Origin of the sequence: Sulfitobacter sp. 1A13421 (assembly GCF_043557285.1) — a bacterium.
GTDB lineage: Bacteria > Pseudomonadota > Alphaproteobacteria > Rhodobacterales > Rhodobacteraceae > Sulfitobacter > Sulfitobacter faviae.
The window spans coordinates 24,574-47,818 of record NZ_JBIFFQ010000012.1 but is presented as its reverse complement, the minus strand read 5'-3'; the positions used below and the strand labels follow the sequence as shown (position 1 = coordinate 47,818).

At 64.6% G+C, this 23,245-nt stretch carries 21 protein-coding genes; 11 read left to right on the top strand and 10 right to left on the bottom strand.

The features are described 5' to 3' along the window. Positions 1-32 precede the first annotated feature (32 nt). Positions 33-614, bottom strand: coding sequence for a VOC family protein (locus ACGYLI_RS16470; protein ID WP_067265286.1), 582 nt, complete (start codon positions 612-614; stop codon positions 33-35). Between the two features lie 189 nt (positions 615-803). Between ACGYLI_RS16470 and ACGYLI_RS16465 the strand changes: the two genes are divergently transcribed. The 6 genes from ACGYLI_RS16465 to ACGYLI_RS16440 all read left to right on the top strand — a co-directional run bounded on the left by ACGYLI_RS16465 (position 804) and on the right by ACGYLI_RS16440 (position 7,403). Further along, positions 804-1,850 (top strand): rod shape-determining protein, encoded by a 1,047-nt coding sequence (locus ACGYLI_RS16465; RefSeq protein WP_040700660.1) that lies wholly within the window; start codon positions 804-806, stop codon positions 1,848-1,850. 71 nt (positions 1,851-1,921) lie between these two features. Further along, entirely contained in the window at positions 1,922-2,824 is a 903-nt protein-coding gene (gene mreC, locus ACGYLI_RS16460; protein ID WP_394419934.1) for a rod shape-determining protein MreC, read from the top strand. Further along, the gene (locus tag ACGYLI_RS16455; protein WP_067265291.1) at positions 2,821-3,360 is read left to right on the top strand and encodes a rod shape-determining protein MreD; all 540 of its coding nucleotides are present in this window, start codon (positions 2,821-2,823) and stop codon (positions 3,358-3,360) included. Before mreC ends, ACGYLI_RS16455 begins: the two co-directional genes overlap by 4 nt. Positions 3,361-3,375: 15 nt before the next feature. After that, the gene (gene mrdA / locus ACGYLI_RS16450) at positions 3,376-5,325 is read left to right on the top strand and encodes a penicillin-binding protein 2 (RefSeq protein ID WP_394419933.1); all 1,950 of its coding nucleotides are present in this window, start codon (positions 3,376-3,378) and stop codon (positions 5,323-5,325) included. Beyond that, positions 5,322-6,461 (top strand): rod shape-determining protein RodA, encoded by a 1,140-nt coding sequence (gene rodA, locus ACGYLI_RS16445; protein ID WP_067265296.1) that lies wholly within the window; start codon positions 5,322-5,324, stop codon positions 6,459-6,461. The genes mrdA and rodA overlap by 4 nt, the downstream gene beginning before the upstream one ends. 3 nt (positions 6,462-6,464) lie before the next feature. Next, positions 6,465-7,403 (top strand): 2-hydroxyacid dehydrogenase, encoded by a 939-nt coding sequence (locus ACGYLI_RS16440; protein ID WP_394419932.1) that lies wholly within the window; start codon positions 6,465-6,467, stop codon positions 7,401-7,403. A gap of 18 nt (positions 7,404-7,421) precedes the next feature. Here ACGYLI_RS16440 and ACGYLI_RS16435 read toward each other — a convergent pair whose 3' ends face one another. The 5 genes from ACGYLI_RS16435 to ACGYLI_RS16415 form a co-directional block, all read right to left on the bottom strand. Continuing rightward, positions 7,422-9,434, bottom strand: a complete 2,013-nt coding sequence (locus ACGYLI_RS16435) for a M3 family metallopeptidase (protein ID WP_394419931.1) — start codon at positions 9,432-9,434, stop codon at positions 7,422-7,424. Positions 9,435-9,482: 48 nt separating this feature from the next. Then, entirely contained in the window at positions 9,483-10,520 is a 1,038-nt protein-coding gene (locus tag ACGYLI_RS16430; protein WP_394419930.1) for a HesA/MoeB/ThiF family protein, read from the bottom strand. After that, the gene (dut, locus tag ACGYLI_RS16425) at positions 10,520-10,972 is read right to left on the bottom strand and encodes a dUTP diphosphatase (RefSeq protein ID WP_394419929.1); all 453 of its coding nucleotides are present in this window, start codon (positions 10,970-10,972) and stop codon (positions 10,520-10,522) included. The genes ACGYLI_RS16430 and dut overlap by 1 nt, the downstream gene beginning before the upstream one ends. 9 nt (positions 10,973-10,981) lie before the next feature. Next, complete coding sequence (coaBC, locus tag ACGYLI_RS16420; protein ID WP_394419928.1) at positions 10,982-12,175, bottom strand: bifunctional phosphopantothenoylcysteine decarboxylase/phosphopantothenate--cysteine ligase CoaBC; 1,194 nt, start codon at positions 12,173-12,175, stop codon at positions 10,982-10,984. An 81-nt stretch (positions 12,176-12,256) separates the two neighbouring features. Continuing rightward, positions 12,257-13,135 (bottom strand): RNA polymerase factor sigma-32, encoded by an 879-nt coding sequence (locus ACGYLI_RS16415; RefSeq protein WP_067265311.1) that lies wholly within the window; start codon positions 13,133-13,135, stop codon positions 12,257-12,259. A 98-nt stretch (positions 13,136-13,233) separates the two neighbouring features. Here ACGYLI_RS16415 and cobU point away from each other — a divergent pair, with 98 nt between their 5' ends. From cobU to ACGYLI_RS16400, 3 genes are all read left to right on the top strand, one after another. Then, positions 13,234-13,755: a bifunctional adenosylcobinamide kinase/adenosylcobinamide-phosphate guanylyltransferase gene (gene cobU, locus ACGYLI_RS16410; protein WP_394419927.1), complete on the top strand. Its 522-nt coding sequence runs from the start codon at positions 13,234-13,236 to the stop codon at positions 13,753-13,755. Further along, positions 13,752-14,333 (top strand): histidine phosphatase family protein, encoded by a 582-nt coding sequence (locus ACGYLI_RS16405; RefSeq protein ID WP_394419926.1) that lies wholly within the window; start codon positions 13,752-13,754, stop codon positions 14,331-14,333. Before cobU ends, ACGYLI_RS16405 begins: the two co-directional genes overlap by 4 nt. Before the next feature lie 72 nt (positions 14,334-14,405). Next, positions 14,406-15,923: a YifB family Mg chelatase-like AAA ATPase gene (locus tag ACGYLI_RS16400; RefSeq protein WP_394419925.1), complete on the top strand. Its 1,518-nt coding sequence runs from the start codon at positions 14,406-14,408 to the stop codon at positions 15,921-15,923. On the opposite strand, the gene ACGYLI_RS16395 is transcribed toward ACGYLI_RS16400, so the two are convergent. The 4 genes from ACGYLI_RS16395 to rsmI all read right to left on the bottom strand — a co-directional run bounded on the left by ACGYLI_RS16395 (position 15,886) and on the right by rsmI (position 19,119). Further along, positions 15,886-16,803, bottom strand: a complete 918-nt coding sequence (locus ACGYLI_RS16395; RefSeq protein ID WP_394419924.1) for an alpha/beta hydrolase — start codon at positions 16,801-16,803, stop codon at positions 15,886-15,888. The genes ACGYLI_RS16400 and ACGYLI_RS16395 overlap by 38 nt on opposite strands. After that, positions 16,800-17,735: a glutathione synthase gene (gshB, locus tag ACGYLI_RS16390; protein ID WP_394419923.1), complete on the bottom strand. Its 936-nt coding sequence runs from the start codon at positions 17,733-17,735 to the stop codon at positions 16,800-16,802. The genes ACGYLI_RS16395 and gshB overlap by 4 nt, the downstream gene beginning before the upstream one ends. A 105-nt stretch (positions 17,736-17,840) precedes the next feature. Continuing rightward, on the bottom strand, positions 17,841-18,185 hold the full coding sequence (locus ACGYLI_RS16385) for a YraN family protein (RefSeq protein WP_394419922.1): 345 nt from the start codon (positions 18,183-18,185) through the stop codon (positions 17,841-17,843). A 76-nt stretch (positions 18,186-18,261) separates the two neighbouring features. Then, the gene (gene rsmI / locus ACGYLI_RS16380) at positions 18,262-19,119 is read right to left on the bottom strand and encodes a 16S rRNA (cytidine(1402)-2'-O)-methyltransferase (protein ID WP_209217010.1); all 858 of its coding nucleotides are present in this window, start codon (positions 19,117-19,119) and stop codon (positions 18,262-18,264) included. A gap of 87 nt (positions 19,120-19,206) precedes the next feature. On the opposite strand from rsmI, the gene ACGYLI_RS16375 reads away from it, so the two are divergent. Beyond that, a complete protein-coding gene (locus ACGYLI_RS16375) occupies positions 19,207-20,388 on the top strand; it encodes a penicillin-binding protein activator (protein WP_394419921.1) in 1,182 nt (393 codons plus the stop codon). Next, a complete protein-coding gene (locus tag ACGYLI_RS16370) occupies positions 20,348-23,170 on the top strand; it encodes a [protein-PII] uridylyltransferase (RefSeq protein ID WP_394419920.1) in 2,823 nt (940 codons plus the stop codon). Before ACGYLI_RS16375 ends, ACGYLI_RS16370 begins: the two co-directional genes overlap by 41 nt. Positions 23,171-23,245: the final 75 nt, after the last annotated feature.

The window sequence follows — 23,245 nt, the reverse complement described above, 5'->3', positions numbered from 1 at the left end:
GGCTTGATTCCGGGCCGGTGGCATGAGCCCCCTCAATACGGATTCTTCGCCCCGCGATCATCGCTCAGCGACGCCTGCCCCCGCTCCACGATCTTCACCACGGCATCCGCGAGATGCTGCCGCTGGATATGATCATCCCCCGCCGCCACGCGCAGCTTGTGGGCCTCCAGCATCACCTCGGCATGGCTCGACCCGCGCGGTGGGATGAACGTGTAGCAAGCCAGTTCGATCAACAGCCCCAACGGGTCCTTGAAATAGATCGAATGCATGAAGCCCCGGTCCTTCACGCCGGAATGCCCGATGCCGCGCGCCTCCAACCGCGCGGGCACCTGATCGAACATCGCGCGGTCCACCTCGAAGGCCAGATGATGCACGCAGCCCGGGTCCATCGGCGTGCGGTTGTGCACCCGCTTGCGGTTCTCATTGGTGAAGATCGTGATCAGCCGACCATCGCCGGGATCGAAATACAAATGCCCCTCGTCCGGGTCATCAAGATTGGGCTGGTCAAAGATGAAAGGCATCCCCAACACCCCCTCCCAAAAGTCGATCGAGCTTTGCCGGTCCGCCCCGGTGAGGGTGATGTGATGCACACCAAGTGTCTGTATCTTCTGCATGGTATCGCCGACCTCCGCCTGTGCTGCGCCCGAAATATACCGCTCTATGATAGCGCGGCGGCAATATCGCGCCACCTTTGCGGTCTTGCCCCTTTCACCCTGACCCCGTGCGCCCTATAAGAGCCAATAGCCCGCGCGTGGACCCATGCAGGCGGGCCTGTCCGAATAGTTGCAAGGCTCCGCTACTCTATGTCCATCCTCGATCAATTCCGCGGCCTGTTCTCCTCTGATATGGCGATCGACCTCGGCACCGCGAACACGCTGGTTTACGTCAAGGGCAAGGGCATCGTGCTGAGCGAACCTTCGGTTGTGGCCTATCACGTCAAGGATGGCGTCAAGAAGGTGCTCGCCGTGGGTGAGGATGCGAAACTCATGCTGGGCCGTACCCCGGGCTCGATCGAGGCGATCCGCCCGATGCGCGAAGGTGTCATCGCGGATTTCGACACCGCCGAGGAGATGATCAAGCACTTCATCCGCAAGGTGCACAAGCGCTCGACCTTCTCGAAACCCAAGATCATCGTCTGCGTGCCGCATGGGGCGACCCCGGTCGAGAAACGCGCGATCCGCCAGTCGGTGCTGTCGGCAGGCGCGCGCCGCGCAGGCCTGATCGCCGAGCCTATCGCCGCGGCCATCGGTGCGGGCATGCCGATCACCGACCCGACAGGCAACATGGTCGTCGACATCGGTGGCGGTACGACCGAAGTGGCGGTGCTGTCCTTGGGCGATATCGTTTATGCGCGCTCCGTCCGCGTCGGTGGTGACCGGATGGACGAAGGCATCATCAGCTACCTGCGCCGCCAGCAAAACCTGCTGATCGGGGAGACGACTGCCGAACGGGTGAAGACCTCCATCGGCACGGCGCGGATGCCCGACGACGGGCGCGGCACCTCGATGCAGATCCGCGGCCGCGACCTGTTGAACGGCGTGCCGAAAGAGATCGAAGTCACCCAAGCCCAGATCGCCGAGGCGCTGGCCGAACCGGTGCAGCAGATCTGTGAGGCAGTGATGACCGCGCTGGAGACCACCCCGCCCGACCTGGCCGCCGACATCGTTGACCGCGGCGTGATGCTCACGGGCGGCGGCGCGCTGCTGGGTGATCTCGATCTGGCGCTGCGCGAACAGACGGGCCTCGCGATCTCGGTCGCGGATGAGCCGCTCAACTGCGTGGCCCTCGGCACCGGCAAGGCGCTGGAATACGAGAAACAGCTGCGCCACGCGATCGACTACGACAGTTAACCCTGGCAAGTTAGCCAGACCCGGCACGCGGCGACAACGCCCCGCCTGACCGGGTGGGAGTTTCGGCACAGATGGCCAAGGACCGTTCCAGTTCCAGCGATTTCACCGGCCCGCTGCGGCGGCTGCTGCTGGTCGTGTTGGTATTGGCGCTGACCGGCATCTTCCTACTTTGGCGCATCGACAGCCCCCGCGTTGAACGCTTTCGCGCGCAGGTGACGGATCGTTTCGTGCCCAACCTCGACTGGGCCATGGCCCCGGTCACCGGCACAATCAACCTGTTGCGCGATTTCCAAAGCTACCAGCGCCTGAGCGAACAGAACCGCGAGCTGCGCTCGGAACTGCGGCAGATGCAGGCGTGGAAAGAGGCGGCGCTTCAGCTTGAGCAAGAGAACGCCCGGCTGCTGGACCTCAACAACGTGCGGCTCGACCCGCGGCTGACCTTCATCACCGGCACGGTGCTGGCCGACAGCGGCTCGCCCTATCGACAATCGGTGCTTCTGAACGTCGGCGCGCGCGACGGGCTGGTCGAAGGCTGGGCCACGATGGACGGCATCGGCCTTGTGGGCCGCATCGCGGGGGTGGGCAAGAACACCGCGCGGGTGATCCTGCTGACCGATGCCTCAAGCCGCATTCCGGCGACGATCCAGCCTTCGGGCCAACGCGCCATCGTGGCGGGCGACAACAGCGCCGCGCCGCCCTTGGACTTCATCGAGAACCGCGAGCTGGTCCGCCCCGGCGACCGGGTGATCAGCTCGGGCGATGGCGGCGTGTTCCCCGCGGGCATCCTGATTGGACAGGTCGCCGCCGATCCGGGCGGGCGGCTGCGCGTGCGGCTGGCGGCGGATTACGAGCGGTTGGAATTCCTGCGCGTGCTGCGACACCACGGCAATGAAACCGTGCCAGACACCGCCCATGTCATCACCTCCGACGGCCCCTTGGCCGATCCGGCAGCGCCGGTCGAGGTGCAGCCATGACCGATCTGTCGCGCAGCCGCCTTTGGGTCATGCGCCTGAGCTTTGTCGCGCTGGCGCTGGTGATCCTGTTCTTCCACCTCCTCCCGCTTGAGACGACCCCGCGCGCTTGGGCCGGGCCGGACCTGCTGCTGGGCTTTGCCTGCGCTTGGGGGCTTAGACGGCCCGAATACGTGCCCTCGCTTTTTCTGGCGCTGGTCTTTCTGCTGGCGGATCTGTTGCTGCAACGCCCGCCCGGCCTTTGGGCGGTGCTGGCCCTGATCGGGGTCGAGAACCTCAAATCGCGGGGGCGGCATCTGCGGGATGCGAGCTTTGCCGCCGAATGGCTGACCGTGGCGGTGATCCTGACCATGGTGATCTTTGCCAACCGAATTCTGCTGAGCCTTGCGCTGGTGCCGACGCCTTCGCTGACGCTGAACCTCACGGAATTGGCACTGACAACGCTCGCTTATCCGCTGATCGTGGCGGTGACCCATGGTATCATGGGCGTGCGCAAGACCGCGCCGGGCGATCTGGATGCGCTTGGCAAACGGGTGTGATCGGGGAGCGATGATATGAGACGAAGCCGCGCCGACAATGATGCAACCCACACGCGCCTGACGCGCCGCGCCGCCCTTTTGGGCGGGGCGCAGCTATTGTTCATGGGCGGGCTGGCCGCGCGCATGCGCTATCTACAGGTCGATCAGGCCGACCAGTTCCGCCTGCTGGCCGAAGAGAACCGCATCAACATCCGCCTGATCCCCCCTGCCCGGGGTGAGATTTTCGACCGCAACGGCATACAACTTGCCGATAACGTGCCCTCCTACCGGATCGTCATGGTCCGCGAGGATGCGGGCGACGTGGAAGCCGTGATGGAGCGGCTCGCCCAAGTCATCGAGATCGACGAGGAGACCCGCGAACGCGCCATGACCGAAATGTCGCGCTCTGCCCCCTTCCTGCCCGTCACCATCGTTGATGACGTGAGTTGGGAAGTCGTGAGCAAAGTCAGCGTCAACGCCCCCGCCCTGCCCGGCGTCACGCCCGAAGTGGGCCTGACCCGCGTCTATCCGCGCGGCGCGGATTTCGCCCATGTGGTGGGCCGTGTAGGCCGGGTGAGCCAAGCCGACCTCGACGCGCTGGAGAACCCCGATCAGGTGCTGCGCATCCCGCGCTTTCAAATCGGCAAGATCAACGTCGAAGCCCGCGCCGAGAACCTGCTGCGCGGTGCTGCGGGCACCAAACATGTGGAGGTGAACGCCACGGGCCGCGTGATGCGCGAGCTGGAGCGGCGCGAAGGGCAGGCCGGGGCCGATCTGCAACTGACCGTGGACGCCAATCTGCAACGCTATGTGCAGGCCCGTCTGGGCGAGGAAAGCGCCGCCGTGGTCATCATCGACTGCGAGAATGGCGATCTGGCCGCGCTTGCATCCTCGCCCAGCTACGACCCGAACCTCTTTATCGGCGGCATCTCTTCGGCGGATTACAACCCGCTGCTCAATTCCAAATACCGCCCCTTGGTGAACAAACCCATACAGGGCACCTACCCGCCCGGCTCGACCTTCAAAATGATCGTGGCGCTTGCCGCCATCGAAGAGGGCATCGTCACCCCCGATGAGACGGTCTATTGCCCCGGTCATCTGGAGGTCGCGGGGCGGCGGTTCCACTGCTGGAAACGCGCCGGCCACGGCTGGGTCGATCTGCAACATTCGCTGAAACAATCCTGCGATGTCTATTACTACGATCTGGCGGTAAAAGTCGGGATCGAAAAGATCACCGCCATGGCGAACCGCTTTGGCCTTGGGATCAAACATGATCTGGCGCTGTCCTCGGTCGCGGGCGGGCTGGCGCCCACGAAACAGTGGAAACGTTCGGCCCGGGGTGAGGATTGGGTCGTGGGCGACACGGTCAACGCCTCTATTGGGCAAGGTTTCACCCTCTCCTCCCCGCTGCAATTGGCGGTGATGAGCGCGCGGATCGCTACGGGCCGCGCGGTGACGCCGCGGCTGATCAAATCCATCGACGGGGTGGAGCAACCCAGCGGCGCGGGCGAACCGATGGGGCTGAACGAGAACAACCTACGCCAATTGCGCAAGGCGATGTACGACGTGGTGAACGACCGCCGCGGCACCGGCTACCGCAGCCGCATCATCGACGACACGATGCGCATGGCGGGCAAGACCGGCACCAGTCAGGTGCGCAACATCACCGCCGCCGAACGCGCCCGCGGCGTGACCAGCAACGCCGACCTGCCGTGGGAACGCCGCGACCACGCGCTCTTTGTCTGCTTTGCGCCCTATGACAAACCGAAATACGCAGCCTGCGTGCTGGTGGAACACGGCGGCGGCGGCTCGACCGCGGCGGCCCCGATTGCGCGCGACGTGATGTTGCAGGCCATGGCGGGCGGCGAGCCGCCACTCGAAGCCTACCCCAAGTCCGACCGGGGCCGCATCGCCGCCCAACAAGAGGAACTGCGCAACACCACGCCCGAGACCACCGCCAATCTGGAGGGGGAGGATCAGGCATGAGCTATCTGGAGCATACGGTCAAATCCGTCCCCACAGGGCTGCGCAAGATCCTGTTCATGAACTGGCCGCTGGCGATCCTTCTGACCAGTGTCGCGGGCGTCGGTTTTCTGATGCTCTATTCGGTTGCGGGCGGGTCATTCTCCCCTTGGGCCGAACCGCAGATGAAACGTTTCGCCATGGGCATGGCGATCATGTTCACCGTGGCGATGGTGCCGATCTGGCTTTGGCGCAACCTGTCGGGCGTGGCCTATGGGGCGACCTTGGTGCTGCTGGTCGCGGTCGAACTCTTCGGCTCTGTCGGCATGGGCGCGCAGCGGTGGATCGACATCGGCTTCATGCGGCTACAACCGTCGGAACTGATGAAAATCACGCTGGTCCTGTTTTTGGCCGCCTATTACGACTGGCTGCCGGTCAAAAAGGTCTCGCGCCCCTTCTGGGTGCTGGTGCCCATCCTGATCATCGTGATCCCCACCGCGCTGGTGCTGAAACAGCCCGACCTTGGCACCTCGATCCTGCTGCTGACTGCCGGGGGCGGGCTGATGTTCCTTGCGGGCGTGCACTGGGCCTATTTCGCCGCCGTCATCACCGCCGCCATCGGGCTGGTCACTGCCGTCTTCCAATCGCGCGGCACCCCGTGGCAACTGCTGAAAGATTACCAATACCGCCGCATCGACACCTTCCTCGACCCCAGCCAAGATCCGCTTGGCGCGGGCTATCACATCACCCAATCCAAGATCGCGCTTGGCTCGGGCGGCTGGTCGGGGCGCGGCTATATGCAGGGCACCCAATCGCGGCTGAACTTCCTGCCCGAGAAACACACCGACTTCATCTTCACCACATTGGCCGAAGAGTTCGGCTTCGTCGGCGGCGTCTCCCTTCTGGGGCTTTACGCGCTGATCATCCTGTTCTGCGTGGCCTCGGCGGTGAAGAACAAGGACCGGTTCTCAAGCCTGCTGACCCTTGGCATCGCACTTAACTTCTTTCTCTTTTTCGCCGTTAACATGTCGATGGTCATGGGGCTGGCCCCCGTGGTCGGCGTGCCCCTGCCGATGGTGAGCTATGGCGGCTCGGCCATGCTGGTGCTGCTGCTGGCCTTCGGCTTGGTGCAATCGGCGCATGTTCACAGACCGAGGTAATTCATGACGATCAACATTCTCTTCGCCGCCAAAGCCGAACGCTGGGACGGCTACGAACAGCCTTTGAACGAAGCCCTGCGCAAAGCACTGCCGGGGCAGGATTTCACGCTGGCCACCGATCTGCCCCCTGAAGAGGTCGACTATATCGTCTATGCCCCGAACAGCGAGTTGCAGGACTTCACCCCCTACACGCGCGCCAAAGCTGTGCTGAACCTCTGGGCCGGGGTAGAGGCGATCACCGGCAATGAGACCTTGAAAATACCGCTGGCGCGGATGGTCGATTTCGGCCTGACCCACGGCATGGTCGAATGGTGTACGGGCCATGTGCTGCGCCATCATCTGGGGATGGATACCGACATCCTGCGCAAGGATGCCAAATGGGCGCCGCGCACCCCGCCGCTGGCGCGCGAGCGCAGCGTGGCGGTGCTGGGCATCGGTGCGCTCGGCCAAGCGGTGGCCGAGGCGCTGGTGGGTCTGGGCTTTGACGTGACCGGCTGGTCGCGAAGCGAAAAGCAGATCGAGGGCGTGCGTTGCTTGCATGGCGACGAAGGTCTGACGGAAGCGCTCAAACGCGCCGAGATCGCCGTGCTCCTGATGCCCGACACGCCCGCCACGCAGAACGTTCTGAATGCCGAGACGCTCGCGCAAATGCCCGAGGGTGCCTTCATCATCAACCCCGGTCGCGGGCCGCTGATCGACGACGATGCGCTCTTGGCAGCTCTCGATAGCGGACAGATCGCCCATGCAACGCTCGACGTCTTCCGGGTGGAGCCGCTGCCCGAGGATCACCCCTATTGGGCGCATCCGAAGGTGACCGTGACCCCGCATATCGCGGCGGCCACGCGCAACGACACGGCCTCGGAAGTCATCGCCGAGAACATTCGCCGCCGCGAGGCCGGCGAGCCCCTGCTACATCTGGTGGACCGCGACCGGGGATATTGACCCCGGACGCGGCAAGGCTCAGGCGGCCAACCCGCGCCCCTTGAGCAGCGCCTCGACCCCCGGCAGACGCCCCCGGAAGGCAATGTAAAGCTCCGCCGGATCGCGGCTACCGCCGGTCGAGAGGATGTGTTCCTCCAACGCGTCGGCGCGTTCGGCGTCGAAAGCCCCGCCCGCTTCCTCGAAGGCGGCAAAGGCGTCGGCGTCCATCACCTCGGACCACATGTAGCTGTAATAGGCGCTGGAATAGCCGTCGCCCGAAAACACATGCGCGAACTGCGGGGTGGCGTGGCGCATGCGGATCGCCTGCGGCATGCCGATGCTGCGGAGCACCTTGGCCTGTTTCGCCATCGGATTGGCAGGCGGCTCGCCGTCGTGGAACTCCAAATCGACGAGGGCGGAGGCGATATATTCCACCGTCTGAAAGCCCAAGTCGAAGGTCGCCGCGGCCAGCACCTTGTCGAGCATCTCACGCGGCATCGCCTCGCCCGTGCGGGCATGGGTGGCGAATTTCTGCAGCACCTCGGGCTGGTCCAGCCAGTGCTCGTAAAGCTGGCTCGGCAATTCCACGAAGTCGCGCGCCACCGAGGTGCCGCTGACGCTTTCATAGGTTACGTCCGAGAGCATCTGGTGCAGCGCATGGCCGAACTCGTGAAACAGCGTGCGGGCGTCGTCGTAGGACAGTAGCGCCGGATCGCCCTTGGCGAAATTGCAGACGTTGATCACCACGGGCGCCTGTTCGCGCGGGAACTTCGCCTGCGACCGCATGGCCGAGCACCACGCGCCCGACCGCTTCGAGCCCCGCGCGAAATAATCGCCGATGAAGACCGCCACATGCTGGCCGTTCCGCGTCACTTCCCACGCCCGGCAATCGGGGTGGTAGAGCGGCACGTCGAGCGGCGCGAATTCCAGCCCGAACAGCCGGTTGGCGCAGTCGAAGGCCGCGTCGATCATCCGGTCGAGCTGGAAATAGGGTTTCAGCGCCGCCTCATCGAGATCATGCTCCGCCGCGCGCCGCTTCTCGGCGTAGTAGCGCCAGTCCCATGGCTCCAGCGCACCGTTCACGCCGTCCTCGCGCATCAGCGCGGTGAGCACCTCGGCATCGGCGTCGGCCTGCGCCTTGGCCGGTTTCCAGACCGACATCAGCAAGTCGCGCACGGCTTGCGGGGTCTTCGCCATCTCGGTTTCGAGCTTGTAGGCGGCGAAATTGTCGTAGCCGAGGAGTTCGGCGCGCTCCTTGCGCAGGGCCAGCGTCTCGGCCGCGATCTCGCGGTTGTCGGTTTCCCCGCCGTTCGCGCCCCGCGCTTCCCACGCGCGGAACGCCTTCTCGCGCAGGTCGCGCAGGTCCGAAAATTGCAGGAAGGGCGTGATGAGTGAGCGCGACAGCGTGACCACCGGGCCTTGCGCGCCCTTTTCTTCGCCCGCAGCCCGGGCGGCATCGATCACGAAGTCCGGCAGGCCGGTCAGATCGTCCTCGGTCAGCGGCATGAACCAGTCGCGCTCGTCCGCCAGCAGGTTCTGGGTGAACTGGGTGCCCAGCACCGCCAGCCGCGCCTTGATCTCTTTCATGCGCTCGGCCTCCGACCCCGTGAGCGCCGCGCCTGAGCGGACGAAGCCACGGTGCGTCAGCATCAGCACGCGGGCCTGTTCCTCGCTGAGGTCGAGCCTGTCGCGCGCCTCCCAAACGGCATTGATGCGGGCGAAGAGTTTCGTGTTGCCCGAGATCGCCGATTGATGCGCGGCGAGCTTGGGGGAGAAGTCGCGCTGCAACGCTTCGCGCGCCGGGTTGCTGTCTGCGCCCGCGACGGTGAAGAAGACGCTCAGAACCTTGTCGAGCGCCGCGCCGGAGGCTTCCAACGCCTCAATGGTATTAGCGAACGTGGGGGCCTCGGAATTGCCGGCAATGGCGACGATCTCGGCCCGGTGGGCGGTGAGCGCCTCTTCGAGTGCCGGGGCGAAATCATCGTCGGAAATGCGATCAAAGGGGGCGATGCCGAAGGGAGTCTCCCATTCGGTCAGAAGCGGGTTGGTCATGCAGGTCTCCTTTGCGCCCAAGATGGGGCGCGCCGGGGTGACTTGCAATCACCCGCCGCAGGTTTCGCAGCCCGCGCGGCGTTTGAGCCCGATCTTGCGGGTCTCGCCATAAAGCCCGTCGTAGATCATCATCTCGCCGCGCAGCACGCTGCCCGCCCCGGTGATGAGCTTCACCGCCTCCAGCGCCATCATCGTGCCGATCACGCCGGGCAGTGGCCCGATCACCCCGGCCTCGGCGCAGGAAGGCGCAAGCCCCGCTGCCGGCGCTTCGGGGAAGATGCAGCGATAACAGGGCGCGCCGCGGGCGGGATCGAAGACGCTGAGCTGCCCCTCCCATTGGCTGAGCGCCCCCGAGATGAGCGGCGTGCCCGACGCAACGCAGGCGGCATTGACCCGGTAGCGGGTATCGAAATTGTCGGTCCCGTCGAGCACGAGGTCATAGTCGGCCACCAGATCCTCGGCGATCTCGTCGGTCAGACGGCGATGGTAGGGGCGCACGGTGACGTGGGGGTTCTGGGCCAGCATCTCGGCCTGCGCGGAACAGACCTTGGGCGTGCCGATGGCGGCGTCCTTGTGGATCACCTGCCGTTGCAGATTCGCGTTCTCGACCGCGTCATCGTCGATCACCCCGATGGTGCCGACGCCCGCCGCGGCGAGATATTGCAATACGGGCGCGCCGAGACCGCCCGCGCCGATCACCAGCACCTTCGCGTTCTTCAGCGCCTTCTGCCCGGGGCCGCCGACCTCACGCAACACGATGTGCCGGGCGTAGCGGTTCAACTCACTCTCCGAAAAACGGCCCGAGGCGGGGGCTTCGGTCGGCGCGTCCGGCGTGGCGCGCGCGCGCAGGGTCGCCAGCCCCTGCCGGTAGAGCAGCACCAGCACGACGAAACCGCCCAAGAGCAGCCAAGGCGCGGCGCTGCCGCCGGTGGCGAGGCGCAGCGGATGGGTGGCCGGAAACAGCAGATGCAGCGCGACCAGCGCCAGATACATCAGCCCGACCAGCCCCGCGCGCAGCCCGCGCGGCAGGCCAAGGAAGCCGCCGCCAAACCAAAGCGCCGCCGCGATAATCAAAACAGCCAGCATCACTGCGCCCCCGTCGAGCCAAACCCGCCCGCGCCGCGCGGGGTCTCATCAAGGCGCTCGGCCAGATCGAAGCCCGCCTGCACCACCGGAGCCACTACCATCTGCGCGATGCGCATGCCATGTTCGACGGTGAAGGCCTCCGCCCCCATATTGCCCATGATCACCCCCACGACGCCGCGATAATCGCTGTCGATGGTGCCGGGGCTGTTGATCAGGGTGATCCCATGCTTCAGCGCGAGACCCGAGCGCGGGCGGATCTGCACCTCGAACCCCTGCGGGATCGCCATCTGCAACCCGGTGGAGATCAGCGCCCGCGTGCCGGGGGCCAAGGTGACCGTGCCGCCGGGCAGATTGGCCCGCAGGTCCGCCCCCGCCGCCCCGGCGCTTTCATAGGCGGGCAGTGGCAGGCTGCGGTCCGCGCCATCGGCCCAGCAGAGTTTGATCGTGGTCATAGCGCCCCCTCAGGCAAGTGCTGCGGCGATACGTTCGGCCAGACGGGCGGCCACGGCATCTTTGCCCATGCGCGGCCAGTCCTCGGCCCCGGCCTCGGTGATCAGTGTCACGGCATTCTCGCGCCCGCCCATGATGCCGGTGGCGGGGGAGACGTCATTGGCGACGATCCAGTCACAGCCCTTGCGCTCCCGTTTCGCGGTGGCATGGGCCAGCACGTCGTTCGTCTCGGCGGCAAAGCCTACGACGAGTGGCGGGCGGCCTTTGCCGCGCTGGCTGACCGTTTTCAGGATGTCGGGGTTTTCCGCGAAAGTCAGGCTGGGCAGCCCGTCTTTCGATTTCTTCAGCTTCCGGTCCCCTGCCCCCTGCACATGCCAATCGGCCACCGCGGCGGCAAAGACGGCGGCATCGGCGGGCAGAGCAGCCTCTACCGCCTGCATCATCTCTTGCGCCGTTTGCACCGGCACCACCTCGACGCCCTCGGGCGGGGCGACTTCGGCGGGGCCGGTGACAAAGACGACCTTGGCCCCCAGATCCGCCAGCGCCCGCGCGATGGCTGTGCCCTGCGCCCCGGAAGAGCGGTTGGCGATATAGCGCACCGGGTCGATCGGCTCATGGGTGGGGCCGGAGGTGACGAGGATGCGCTTGCCCGCAAGCGGCCCCTGCCCAAGCCGCGCCTCGACTGCCGCGACAATTTCAAGCGGTTCGGCCATCCGCCCCGGCCCGTATTCACCGCAGGCCATATCACCGTCATTCGGCCCGACCATTGTGATGCCATCGCCGCGCAGAGTAGCGATGTTGCGCTGCGTCGCGGGGTGCTGCCACATCCGCACGTTCATCGCAGGTGCCAGCAGCACTGGCGTATCGGTGGCCAAAAGCAAGGTCGAGGCCAGATCATTTGCCGCCCCCTGCGCCATCTTGGCCATCAGGTCCGCCGTGGCGGGGGCAACCACCAAAAGGTCCGCCGCGCGGCTGAGCTGGATATGCCCCATCTCGGCCTCATCACCGAGGTCGAAAAGATCGCGAAAGACCTTCACGCCGGTCAGGGCAGATACGGAAAGCGGGGTGACAAACTCTTCGCCCGCGCGGGTCAGCACCGGTGTCACCTTGGCCCCACGCTCGCGCAGACGCCGGATCAGATCGAGGGATTTATAGGCGGCAATGCCGCCGCCGATGATCAGCAGAATATGTTTGCCCGACAGCATAAAGGCCCCCCGTTTGCATTAGGGAGACCTTAATCCGGGGCGGGGAAATCTGCCAGCCCCGGAAGGGATCGCGATGCGGGGTCAGGCCAGAAAGGCGAAGACCTCACGCGATTGCATCTCAAGCGACTTGCGCATCTTGCCAAAGGCCGCGGCTTCAAGCTGGCGGACCCGCTCTTTGCTGAGGCTGAGTTCATCGCCAAGGCTTTCCAAAGTACGCGCAGGATCCCGCAGTTTGCGTTCGCGCACGATGAATTGCTCACGCTCGGACAGGCCCTGCATTGCCGCCAGCAACCAGTTCCGCAGCTGCGCCGTGTCATGCTCTTCCTCGACACGCTCCGCCGCCTGCGCGCTTTCATCAGCCAGTGCTTCGATCCACTCGCGGCCCTCATCCTCAGCGCTCTGCGTGGCGTTCAGCGAATAGTCCGAGCCCGACAGACGGCCTTCCATCATCTCGACATCATGCAGCGGCACGCCGATTTCGGTCGAAATCATCTGGCGCAGCTGGTGCTTGTCCAACGTCTCGCCCATGGCCGTGGCCTCACGCTCCAACCGAGCCTGCACGCGGCGCATGTTGAAAAACAACGATTTCTGAGAGGAGGTCGACCCTGTCCGCACCATCGACCAATTGCGCATCACGTGGTCCTGAATGCTCGCCTTGATCCACCAGACCGCATAGGTCGAGAAACGCACGCCGCGGTCGGGGTCAAATTTGTCGGCGGCCTTCATCAGGCCCAGACCGGCCTCTTGGATCAGATCGTTCATCGGCGCGCCGTAACGCTTGAACTTGCCGGCCATCGAAATCGCCAGACGCATGTAGGCGGTGATCAAACGGTGCAACGCGGCCTCATCCCGGTGATCGCGCCACGCATAGGCCAATTCCAACTCCGTCTCGGCATCGAGCAATTCGGCCTTCATTGCGGTGCGGGTGAGTGAAAATTCGCGAGCGGTTTGCAATGACATTTGGTATCCCCCTTGAGAAATGCGCGGCGCACCTTGTGATGGGCCTTTGGTGGAGATACGCAGAGACATGCCATTTGGTTCAAATATTTGGTGAGAAGATGTTGCCTAGAACTACCTTTGCCCTAGGCGGGGCGGCCTCGGGCAAGTCGGAATGGGCGGAGGCCCTCGTAAATTCCAGCGGCATGTCAAAGACTTACCTCGCCACCGGTCGCATCTGGGATGACGAAGTTCAAGAACGCGTGAACAAGCATCAAGCAAGGCGCGATGCGGGGTGGCGTACCGTTGAATGCCCGCTAGATCTGACCGAACCACTGGCGAAACTGCCCGCCGGCGAAATCGTGCTGATCGACTGTGCGACCATGTGGCTGAGCAATCACCTGATGGAAGGCAGCGATCTGGAGGCCGCGCAGGCGCAGCTTTTGCAGGCCCTGCGGGGCTGCGCCGCGCATTGGATCGTGGTCTCGAATGAGGTCGGCCAAGGCATCGTGCCCGAGAACGCCATGGCCCGCCAATTCCGCGAGGCGCAGGGGCGGCTCAACATCGCCTTGGCCGCCGAGGCAGAGACGGTGGTGCAGGTCGTCGTCGGCCTGCCGCAACTGCTGAAAGGGGAGATGCCATGACCATTTGGCACTGGGTGCGCCACGGCCCGACCCATGAGAAGAACTTCGTCGGCTGGCGCGATGTCCCGGCGGACCTTTCCGATGCGCCCCGACTGGCGCGGTTGAACCTGCACCTGCCCGATGAGGCGCTGCTCGTCTCCTCGGACCTGATCCGCGCAGTGCATACGGCCGATGCGCTCGCCCAGCCTTCCCGCCGGCGCCTGCCCCATGAGCATGGACTGCGGGAGCTGCATTTCGGCGCTTGGGACGGGCTGCATTTCTCCGAAGTCGCCGCGCGTGACCCGGACCTCAGCCGCGCCTATTGGGAGACCCCCGGCGATGTCATGGCCCCCGAGGGCGAAAGCTGGAACCAGACCAAGGCGCGCGTCGACCGGGTGGTGGCACGGATCAACGCGGCCCACCCCAATGCCCATGTGATCGCCGTGGCGCATTTCGGCGTCATCCTCACGCAGGTGCAGCAGGCCCAAGGTGGCGGCCCGCTAGAGGCGATGGCCCATAAGATCGACAACCTTTCGGTGACGCAGCTGTCCCACGACAACGGCCAATGGCGGGTTGAAGGGATCAATCATACGCCCTGACCCACAGTGCCGTTAACCATTCCTAAACCCGTCTTGCCTACCGATTAACCATAGCAAGACGGAGCAGGGGTAATGGTATCGCGGGCCTATACGGTCGCATTTCAAGGGGTCGACGCGCGCATCGTCGAGGTGCAATGCGCGGTCACCGCCGGGCTGCCGGGCTTTTCGATCGTCGGACTGGCGGACAAGGCCGTCTCGGAAGCCCGGGACCGGGTGCGCACGGCGCTCAGCGCCTTGGCCATCGCGCTGCCGTCCAAACGCATCACCGTCAATCTCTCCCCCGCCGACCTGCCCAAGGAAGGCAGCCATTTCGACCTGCCCATCGCGCTGGCGCTGCTCTCGGCGCTGGATATCCTGCCGGATGACATCACCCAGAATGTGGTGGCCTTGGGGGAGCTTTCGCTCGACGGGACGCTGATGCCCGTGGTCGGCGCCCTGCCCGCCGCCATGGCCGCCGCCGCCGAGGACCGCAGCCTGCTCTGCCCCGCAGGGTCGGGGGCGGAGGCCGCATGGGTGGGCAAGACACAGGTCATCGCCGCCGCCACTCTGGGCGACGTGGTGCGCCACTATACCGGCCAAGTGCCGATCACCCCAGCAGAGCCGGGCGAAGTACCCCTCACGCCCGCGGGCCGCGACCTGCGCGAGGTTAAAGGTCAGGAACGCGCCAAACGCGCGTTGGAGATCGCCGCCGCCGGACGGCATCACCTGATGCTGGTCGGCACGCCGGGGTCGGGCAAATCCATGCTGGCCGCGCGGCTGCCCGGCATCCTACCGCCGCTGACGGCAGGTGAAGCGCTTGAGACCTCGATGATCCACTCCCTCGCCGGGCTGCTGGATGAGGGCGGCATTTCCCGCAGCCGCCCCTTTCGCGAGCCGCATCACACGGCCTCCATGGCTGCGATCATCGGCGGGGGTCGGCAGGCGCGACCGGGGGAGGCATCTCTGGCCCATAACGGCGTGTTGTTCATGGACGAATTCCCTGAGTTCAACCGCACGGTCCTCGAAACCCTGCGCCAACCGATCGAGACTGGCGAGGTCATGATCGCGCGGGCCAATGCCCATGTGAAATACCCTTGCCGCTTCATGCTCGTCGCGGCGGCGAACCCCTGCAAATGCGGCTACCTGCCCGACCCGGCCCGCGCCTGCGCCCGTGTCCCGGCTTGCGGGGAAGACTATCTCGGGCGTATCTCCGGCCCGCTGATGGACCGGTTCGATCTGCGCGTCGACGTGCCGCCCGTCAGCTACAGCGACCTCAACCTGCCCGCCAACGGCGAGACCTCGGCCGAGGTCGCGGCAAGGGTCGCCGCCGCGCGGGCGCTTCAATCCACGCGCTACGCGCCGCATGACGGGATTTCGGCCAATGCTGATGCGGCGGGTGACCTGCTCGAAACCGTCGTCAGCCCGGATGCCGAAGCGCGCACGCTGCTTCTGCGCGCAGCAGAACGGTTTTCCTTGTCGGCGCGCGGGTATCACCGGGTCATGCGTGTCGCGCGCACCATCGCCGACCTTGCGGGGGAACCCGAGGTCCGCCGGTCCCATATGGCCGAGGCGATCAGCTTTCGTCTGCCCGATCCGGCGGCAGGGCATTGATCCAATCGGCGAGGGCCGCAAGGCTCTGCCGCGCCTCGGGCAGGTGGTTCTGAAACAGCGGCCAGACATGCGGCAGGTCATGGACCTCCTGCAAAGTGGCCGACACGCCCGCTTCGCGCAGACGGGCCGCCAATCGGCGGCTGTCATCACGCAGGATTTCGCTGTCACTTACGGTGAGCCAGACGGGCGGTGCGCCGTTGAAATCCGCAAGAATTGGACTCGCCCGGGGGCTCTCCGCATCCTGCCCCTGAAGATAGAGCCGCGCCATTTCCGTCGCGCGGGCGGCGGGCAACAACACGTCGCGTTCGGCATTCTGAGTGAAACTTGGGCCTGAAAACGTCAGGTCCAACAAGGGTGAAAGCCCAAAGGCGCCAGCAGGCAGCGCCGCCCCCTCGCGACAAAGCTGCCCCAAAAGATCGAAAACCAGCGCGCCGCCCGCGCTGTCGCCGCCAATCACGATGTCCCCCGCGGCGATGCCCATTTGACACAGCGCATCCCACGCCGCGCGGATGTCTTGCGCAGGTTTGGGAAAGGCCGCTTCCGGCACGCGCGCATAGCGCGGCAGCACCGCCCGCGCGCCGGTCAGCAGGGATAGGCGCGCGACCATCGCCCGGTGCGTCTCCGGACTGCCAAACACGAACCCGCCGCCATGAACGTAGAGGATCACACGCCCTCGGGAGGCCTGCGGCGGCGTAAGCCAAAGCGCCGATCCCGCCCCCGGCAAATCACGCCATTCCGCATGCACCTCGCGCGGCCCCTTGAAAAAAAGCCGCGCCTGCATCTCCATCGTGGCCCGCAGGAATTGCGGGTTTGCATGCGCCAGCAAAGGTTTCTCTGTCAGACGCAGGTAGCGGTTCAGAAGATGCTGGCGCAGGCTCACCCGCGCTTGGCCTCGATCGCCTCCCAGATTTTTCCGGCGATATTCTCGCCATCGAACCGTTCCAGTTCTTGAATGCCGGTGGGAGAGGTCACGTTAATCTCGGTCAGATAATCGCCGATCACATCGATCCCGACAAAGATTTGGCCCTTTTCTTTGAGCAATGGCCCGATGGCGGCACAGATCTCCCGATCACGCTCCGTCAGCCCGACCTTCTCAGGCCGCCCGCCGACATGCATGTTCGACCGCGTCTCGCCCGCCGCCGGGACGCGGTTGATCGCGCCCACCGGCTCCCCGTCCACAAGAATGACGCGCTTGTCACCCTTGGATACGGCAGGCAGGAATTTCTGAACGATGAGCGGCTCACGCGAGAAGCCAGTGAACAACTCATGCAGGGAGGTGAGGTTGCGGTCATTGGCGTCCAACCGGAACACTCCGGCACCGCCATTGCCGTAAAGCGGTTTCAGAATCACATCGCCATGCTTCGCCTTGAAGGCTTTGATGGTCGAAAGATCACGCGCAATCGTGGTGGGCGGCGTCAGATCGGGGAAGTCGAGAACCAGAAGTTTCTCGGGGTAATTGCGGACCCAAAAGGGATCGTTGACCACCAATGTGGTTTCTTTCAGCCGGTCCAGCAGGTGGGTCGAGGTGATGTAATGCATGTCGAAAGGCGGGTCTTGGCGCAGCCAGACCACGTCGAAATCCGCCAAATCGACCTCGCGCTCTTCTCCGAACCGGGCATGATCGCCCTGCACGCGCTGCACGGTAAAGTCATAGCCCCGCGCAGTGATCCGCCCCTCTTGGTACGCCAAATGATCGGGCGTGTAGAAGAACAGCTCATGCCCCCGCGCCTGCGCCTCTTCGGCCAGCCGAAAGCTGCTGTCGGCATTGATGTTCACGTCCCCGATCGGGTCCATTTGAAAGGCGATTTTCATCGGCGTCCCCCGCTGCTTACCTTTGTCGTGATCCGACCCGGACCGACGGTGCAGGCTTTCGGGATCGCTTCTTAGATGGCGCAGCAGGGGCCTATGCGCAATGGGTCAGCCGTGGCCAAAAGCGTTTTCGATGATTTCAGTGCCCCCCTGCCCATCGACTAGCGCCACGTCAAAGCGCACCTCGGTCAGGCTTCCTGCAGGTTCGCCAGCAAGAAATTCCTCGGCGGAGCGGTAGATGCGCTGCATCTGTCGGGCGGAAAGGCTTTCGGCGGCCCGTGCGAAACTACGGCTTTGTTTCACCTCGACAAAGATTAAGGCAGCCCCATCGCGCAGGATCAAATCAATTTCACCAGCGCGGCCGCGCCAACGGCGGCGCGCGATGGCAAAACCGCGCCTTTCATAGTCTTGCGCGATCCGGTTCTCGGCGGCGATCCCAGCGTGATAGGCCATGCGCCCCCGTTGGCGTTTGGCCGCAGTTCGTATCCCCGTATTGCCCTGCGCCATTTTCATCGCTCCGATCCGCGTTCTAACCTTTGCCGAGCGCCAATGCCGCTTGATAGACCTGCCGCCGTGGCAGGCCATGGGCCTGCGCCACCAAATCGACAGCGTCACGCATCGACATATCTGTAAGCGCCCGTTGCAAATCTGTTTCTAGGTCAAGGTGATTAACAGAGTCTGAACGGCTGCGATCAATCAGCACGACCACTTCGCCTTTCGGTGCCTTCGCTTGATAAAGCCCGGCGAGATTTTCGAGGGTATCGCGCTGGATCTCTTCGAATTTCTTGGTCAACTCCCGGCACATTGCCGCCTTGCGCCCCGCGCCCAGTGCGGTTGCCGCATCGCGCAGCATGGCGCCGAGCCGTTTGGGCGATTCGTAGAACACCAGTGTTCCCGGCACGTCGCGCAGCTTTTCCAGCGCCGCGATCCGGGCCGATTTGCTGTTGGGCAGGAAACCCGCAAAGAAAAATGCATCCGTCGGCAGGGCGCCCAAGGCCAGCGCGGTCAGCACGGCCGATGGCCCCGGCGCGCAGGTCTGCATCACGCCCGCTTCGGCCGCGGCGCGGCTTAATTCAAACCCCGGATCGGCGATCAGCGGCATGCCCGCCTCCGACGCATAGGCGACCGATTTGCCCTCGCGGATGGCCGCGATCAGCCGCTCTTGCACCGATGTGCCGCTGTGATCGTGCAGCGCCAGCACCTTGCGCCCATCAAGCGGCACCCCATGAATTTCCATCAGCCGCCGCAGGCTGCGCGTGTCCTCTGCCGCCAGCAAATCCGCCGAGGCCAGCGTGTCGAGCGCGCGCAACGTGATATCGCGTGCGGTGCCGATGGGGACGCCCACGAAATAAAGTCCCGGGGCTAGCTCTGTCTTGTCAAATTTCAACGCTGGACCCGCCTTTCGCAGTCACTATGATCGCGGCCATGTTCCGGCGACCATCGTCGTCTTGCCACCACCGGGGAGTGAATACAAATGATTGCCTGTTTCCGCGCCATCCGCAAGAAGATGCACCTGCTCTTGCTGCCGCTCTTCGCGGTCCTGCTGGCGGCCTGTCAGCCTGTCGCCACGGGCGGCGCCAATTCCGGCGGCCCGCGCATCGACCCTGCGGCCCCCGTTCCCGTGGCGCTCTTGGTCCCGCGCGGCGGCACGGCCAGTGATGAGTTGCTGGCCAAGAACCTCGAAAACGCCGCGCGCCTTGCGATGCGCGATCTGGATGGCGTGCAGATCGACCTGCGCGTTTATGGCACCGCAGGCAATGCCAGCACAGCCGCCTCCGTCGCCGCGCAGGCGGTGAATGAAGGGGCCAAGATCATCCTTGGCCCGGTTTACGGCGAAGCGGCCAATGCGGCTGGGGTGGCCGTGGCCTCCTCCGGGGTCAACGTGATCTCCTTCTCGAACAACCCGACCATCGCGGGTGGCAATGTTTTCGTGCTCGGGCCGACCTTTGCCAATACCGCCAACCGGTTGGTGAGCTTTGCCAAGCGCAACGGCAAAGACAAAATGGTCGTGCTGCATGGTCAGGACCTTGCCGGACAACTGGGCCGTGACGCGATCCTTCAGGCGATCAGCGCCAATGGCGCGACGCTGGCAGGCACCGTCGATTACGCGCTGAGCCAAGAGTCGGTCGTGGCCGCCGTGCCGCGCGTCAAAGCGACCATCGAAGGCAGCGGCGCCAATGCGCTCTTCCTCACCACCTCCTCGGCCAGTGCTCTGCCGCTTTTCGCGCAGCTTCTGCCCGAGGCCGGCATCCAATCGGCGACCACACAATATGTCGGCCTGACCCGTTGGGACATCCCCGCCCAAACGCTGGAACTGCCCGGCGTTCAGGGCGGCTGGTTCGCCCTGCCCGACAGGGCGGCGAGCGGTGCCTTCTCGAACCGTTACACCGCGGCCTATGGCAGTGATCCGCACCCTCTGGCCGGGCTGGCCTTTGACGGGATCGCGGCGATCGGCTCCTTGGTGAAGGGCGGCAAATCCAACGCGCTTTCCGGGGCCGCGCTGACCCAAGGGGCGGGCTTCCAAGGCGCCAGCGGCATCTTCCGCCTGCGCCGCGATGGCACCAACGAACGTGCGCTGGCCGTGGCCACGATCCGCGACAACCGTGTCGTCGTGCTTGACCCGGCACCGCGCGGCTTTGGCGGGGCTGGTTTCTGAATTGGACCTCGCGAAACCGACAACAACATCAGGCGCGCGTCGACACCCGCGCCTGATTTGCGCGCCCGAGCAAATCTTTGACGACACGGCGATCTGGCAGGCCCTCGCCCAGCGCGACAGCACGCTGGAGGGCGCAGCCCTCAGGGCCGAGATCGTTCCCCTGATCCAAGAAGCCCAGCAGGCGGGCCGCAAGGCCATCGCGGCGGGCTTTGCTGAATCGCCCTTCGATGCCCGGGCGATGACCTCTTCCTACACCTATCTCACCGACCAACTGCTGCGCTGCGTCTTGCAGATCGCCACGCAGGTGCTGCACCCCAACCCGAACCCGACCGAGGGTGAACGGCTCGCTATGATTGGCGTCGGCGGCTATGGCCGGGGAGAGATGGCGCCCTTTTCCGATGTCGATCTGCTGTTCCTCATTCCCTACAAGGCCACCGCATGGTCGGAGAGCGTGATCGAATCGATGCTCTACATCCTGTGGGATTTGAAGCTGAAGGTCGGCCACGCCACCCGCACCATCGAAGACTGCCTGCGGCTGGGGGCGGATGATTTCACCATTCAGACCGCCCTGCTGGAAAACCGTTTCATCGACGGCGATGTGACCCTTGCGCAAGAGCTTTCCGAACGGCTCAAGAACGAACTTTTCTCAGGCGCGGGAAAGGATTTCATCGAAGCGAAACTGGAAGAGCGCGACAACCGCCACCTGAAACAGGGTGAGCGCTATATGGTCGAGCCCAACGTCAAGGAAGGTAAGGGCGGGCTGCGCGATCTGCATTCGTTGTTCTGGATCGCCAAATTCATCCATGACGTGGATCGGGTCGCGGATCTGGTCGATCTCGGCGTGTTCCGCGCCGATGAATACGACACCTTCCGCGAGGCCGAGGCTTTTCTCTGGGCCGTGCGGGGGCACCTCCACCTGATTGCCGGGCGCGCGACGGAACAGCTGACCTTCGACATGCAGGTGCAGGTCGCCCAAGCGATGGGCTATCAGGACATCGGCGGCCGGCGGGGCGTCGAGATCTTCATGCAGGCCTATTTCCGCCATGCCACCGCAGTGGGGGATCTGACGCGCATCTTCGTCAGCGGGCTCGAAGCGTCGCATATGAAGGCCGAACCGCTGCTGGAACGCATCTTCCGCCGCCGCCCGAAAATCCGCGAGGGGTTTCAGGTGGTCCACAACCGCATCGCGGTGAAGGACGATGAAGAGTTTTTGCAAGACAAGCTGAACCTGCTGCGCATCTTCGAAGAAGCGCTGCGCACAGGCATGTTGATCCACCCCGATGCGATGCGTCTGATCAAGGCCAACCTCGCGCTGATCGACGACGACATGCGCCGCACGCCCGAAGCCCGGCGCATCTTTCTCGATCTGTTGTTGAAACACGGCAACCCCGAACGCTCCCTGCGGCGGATGAACGAATTGGGCGTCTTGGGCGCCTTCATCCCTGAGTTCGAGCCGATCGTCGCGATGATGCAGTTCAACATGTATCATTCCTACACGGTCGACGAACACACTATCCAATGTATCGCCAACCTCGCCCGGATCGAAAAGGGCGAGCTGGAAGAGGAACTGCCCGTTGCCTCCTCGATCCTGAAACGCGGGGTGAACCGCAAGGTGCTCTATGTGGCCCTGCTGCTGCATGACATCGGCAAGGGGCGGCCCGAGGACCATTCCATCATCGGTGCGAAACTGGCGCGGCGCATCGGACCGCGGCTGGGGCTGAAACGCGATGAGGTCGACACGGTGGAATGGCTGGTGCGCTATCACCTGCTGATGTCCGACATGGCGCAGAAACGCGACATCGCCGATCCGCGCACAGTGCGCGATTTTGCCAAGGCGGTACAGACGGTCAAACGGCTCGACCTGCTTTGCGTGCTAACGGTCTGCGACATTCGTGGCGTCGGGCCGAATACATGGAACAATTGGAAAGCGGTGCTGATCCGCGCGCTCTATCGCCAGACCGAGCGGGCGCTGGAAACCGGGCTCGAAGACCTCAACCGCGAAAACCGGGGCGCGGAGGCCAAGAAAGCCCTGCGCGCCGCGCTCTCCGATTGGCCGCGCAAACGTCTCCAGCGCGAGACGGCCCGCCATTATCCGCCCTATTGGCAGGGTCTGCATGTCACCGCCCATGTCGCCTTTGCGGAACTGCTGCGCGACATCGGCAATGACGATATTCGCATTGATCTGCACCCCGACGAAGACCGCGGCGCGACGCGGGCCTGTTTCGTCATGGCCGATCACCCCGGCATCTTTGCCCGGCTCGCCGGCGCGCTGGCGCTGGTCGGCGCCAATGTGGTGGATGCGCGCAGCTACACCACGAAGGATGGTTTCGTCACCGACGCTTTCTGGATTCAGGACAGCGAAGATCAACCCTATGAGGCCAGCCGCCTGCCGCGGCTGCGCGAGATGATCCTCAAGACCCTGCGCGGCGAGATCGTCGCCCGCGATGCGCTGAAATCCCGCGATAAGGTCAAGAAGCGCGAGCGCGCTTTCAAAGTGCCCACACATATCACCTTCGACAACGAAGGTTCGGAAATCTACACGATCATCGAGGTCGACACCCGCGACCGGCCCGGTCTGCTCTATGATCTGACGCGCACCTTGGCGGCCTCGAATGTCTATATCGCCAATGCGGTGATTGCGACCTATGGCGAACAGGTGGTCGATACCTTCTACGTCAAGGATATGTTCGGCCTGAAATACTATACCGAGGCCAAGCAGCGCACCTTGGAAAAACGCCTGCGCGAAGCGATTGCCGCAGGGGTCGAGCGGGCGGAGGGCTAGCCCCCCGCCTCCGCCTCATCGGCGGGTTTTCGCCACCCGCTCTTTGGCCGCTTTGCTTTGCGCGTCAGATCCTCA

Bases quoted from the DNA above. Each gene is read 5' to 3' on its own strand.
- rodA (WP_067265296.1), top strand. From the start codon at position 5,322: ATGAGCTATCTGGAGCATACGGTCAAATCCGTCCCCACAGGGCTGCGC.
- ACGYLI_RS16375 (WP_394419921.1), top strand. From the start codon at position 19,207: ATGATTGCCTGTTTCCGCGCCATCCGCAAGAAGATGCACCTGCTCTTG.
- mrdA (WP_394419933.1), top strand. From the start codon at position 3,376: ATGAGACGAAGCCGCGCCGACAATGATGCAACCCACACGCGCCTGACG.
- ACGYLI_RS16405 (WP_394419926.1), top strand. From the start codon at position 13,752: ATGACCATTTGGCACTGGGTGCGCCACGGCCCGACCCATGAGAAGAAC.
- dut (WP_394419929.1), bottom strand. From the start codon at position 10,972: ATGACCACGATCAAACTCTGCTGGGCCGATGGCGCGGACCGCAGCCTG.
- cobU (WP_394419927.1), top strand. From the start codon at position 13,234: ATGTTGCCTAGAACTACCTTTGCCCTAGGCGGGGCGGCCTCGGGCAAG.
- gshB (WP_394419923.1), bottom strand. From the start codon at position 17,735: ATGAAAATCGCCTTTCAAATGGACCCGATCGGGGACGTGAACATCAAT.
- ACGYLI_RS16455 (WP_067265291.1), top strand. From the start codon at position 2,821: ATGACCGATCTGTCGCGCAGCCGCCTTTGGGTCATGCGCCTGAGCTTT.
- ACGYLI_RS16385 (WP_394419922.1), bottom strand. From the start codon at position 18,185: ATGGCCTATCACGCTGGGATCGCCGCCGAGAACCGGATCGCGCAAGAC.
- ACGYLI_RS16465 (WP_040700660.1), top strand. From the start codon at position 804: ATGTCCATCCTCGATCAATTCCGCGGCCTGTTCTCCTCTGATATGGCG.
- ACGYLI_RS16435 (WP_394419931.1), bottom strand. From the start codon at position 9,434: ATGACCAACCCGCTTCTGACCGAATGGGAGACTCCCTTCGGCATCGCC.
- coaBC (WP_394419928.1), bottom strand. From the start codon at position 12,175: ATGCTGTCGGGCAAACATATTCTGCTGATCATCGGCGGCGGCATTGCC.
- ACGYLI_RS16470 (WP_067265286.1), bottom strand. From the start codon at position 614: ATGCAGAAGATACAGACACTTGGTGTGCATCACATCACCCTCACCGGG.
- ACGYLI_RS16430 (WP_394419930.1), bottom strand. From the start codon at position 10,520: ATGCTGGCTGTTTTGATTATCGCGGCGGCGCTTTGGTTTGGCGGCGGC.
- ACGYLI_RS16415 (WP_067265311.1), bottom strand. From the start codon at position 13,135: ATGTCATTGCAAACCGCTCGCGAATTTTCACTCACCCGCACCGCAATG.
- mreC (WP_394419934.1), top strand. From the start codon at position 1,922: ATGGCCAAGGACCGTTCCAGTTCCAGCGATTTCACCGGCCCGCTGCGG.
- ACGYLI_RS16400 (WP_394419925.1), top strand. From the start codon at position 14,406: ATGGTATCGCGGGCCTATACGGTCGCATTTCAAGGGGTCGACGCGCGC.
- ACGYLI_RS16440 (WP_394419932.1), top strand. From the start codon at position 6,465: ATGACGATCAACATTCTCTTCGCCGCCAAAGCCGAACGCTGGGACGGC.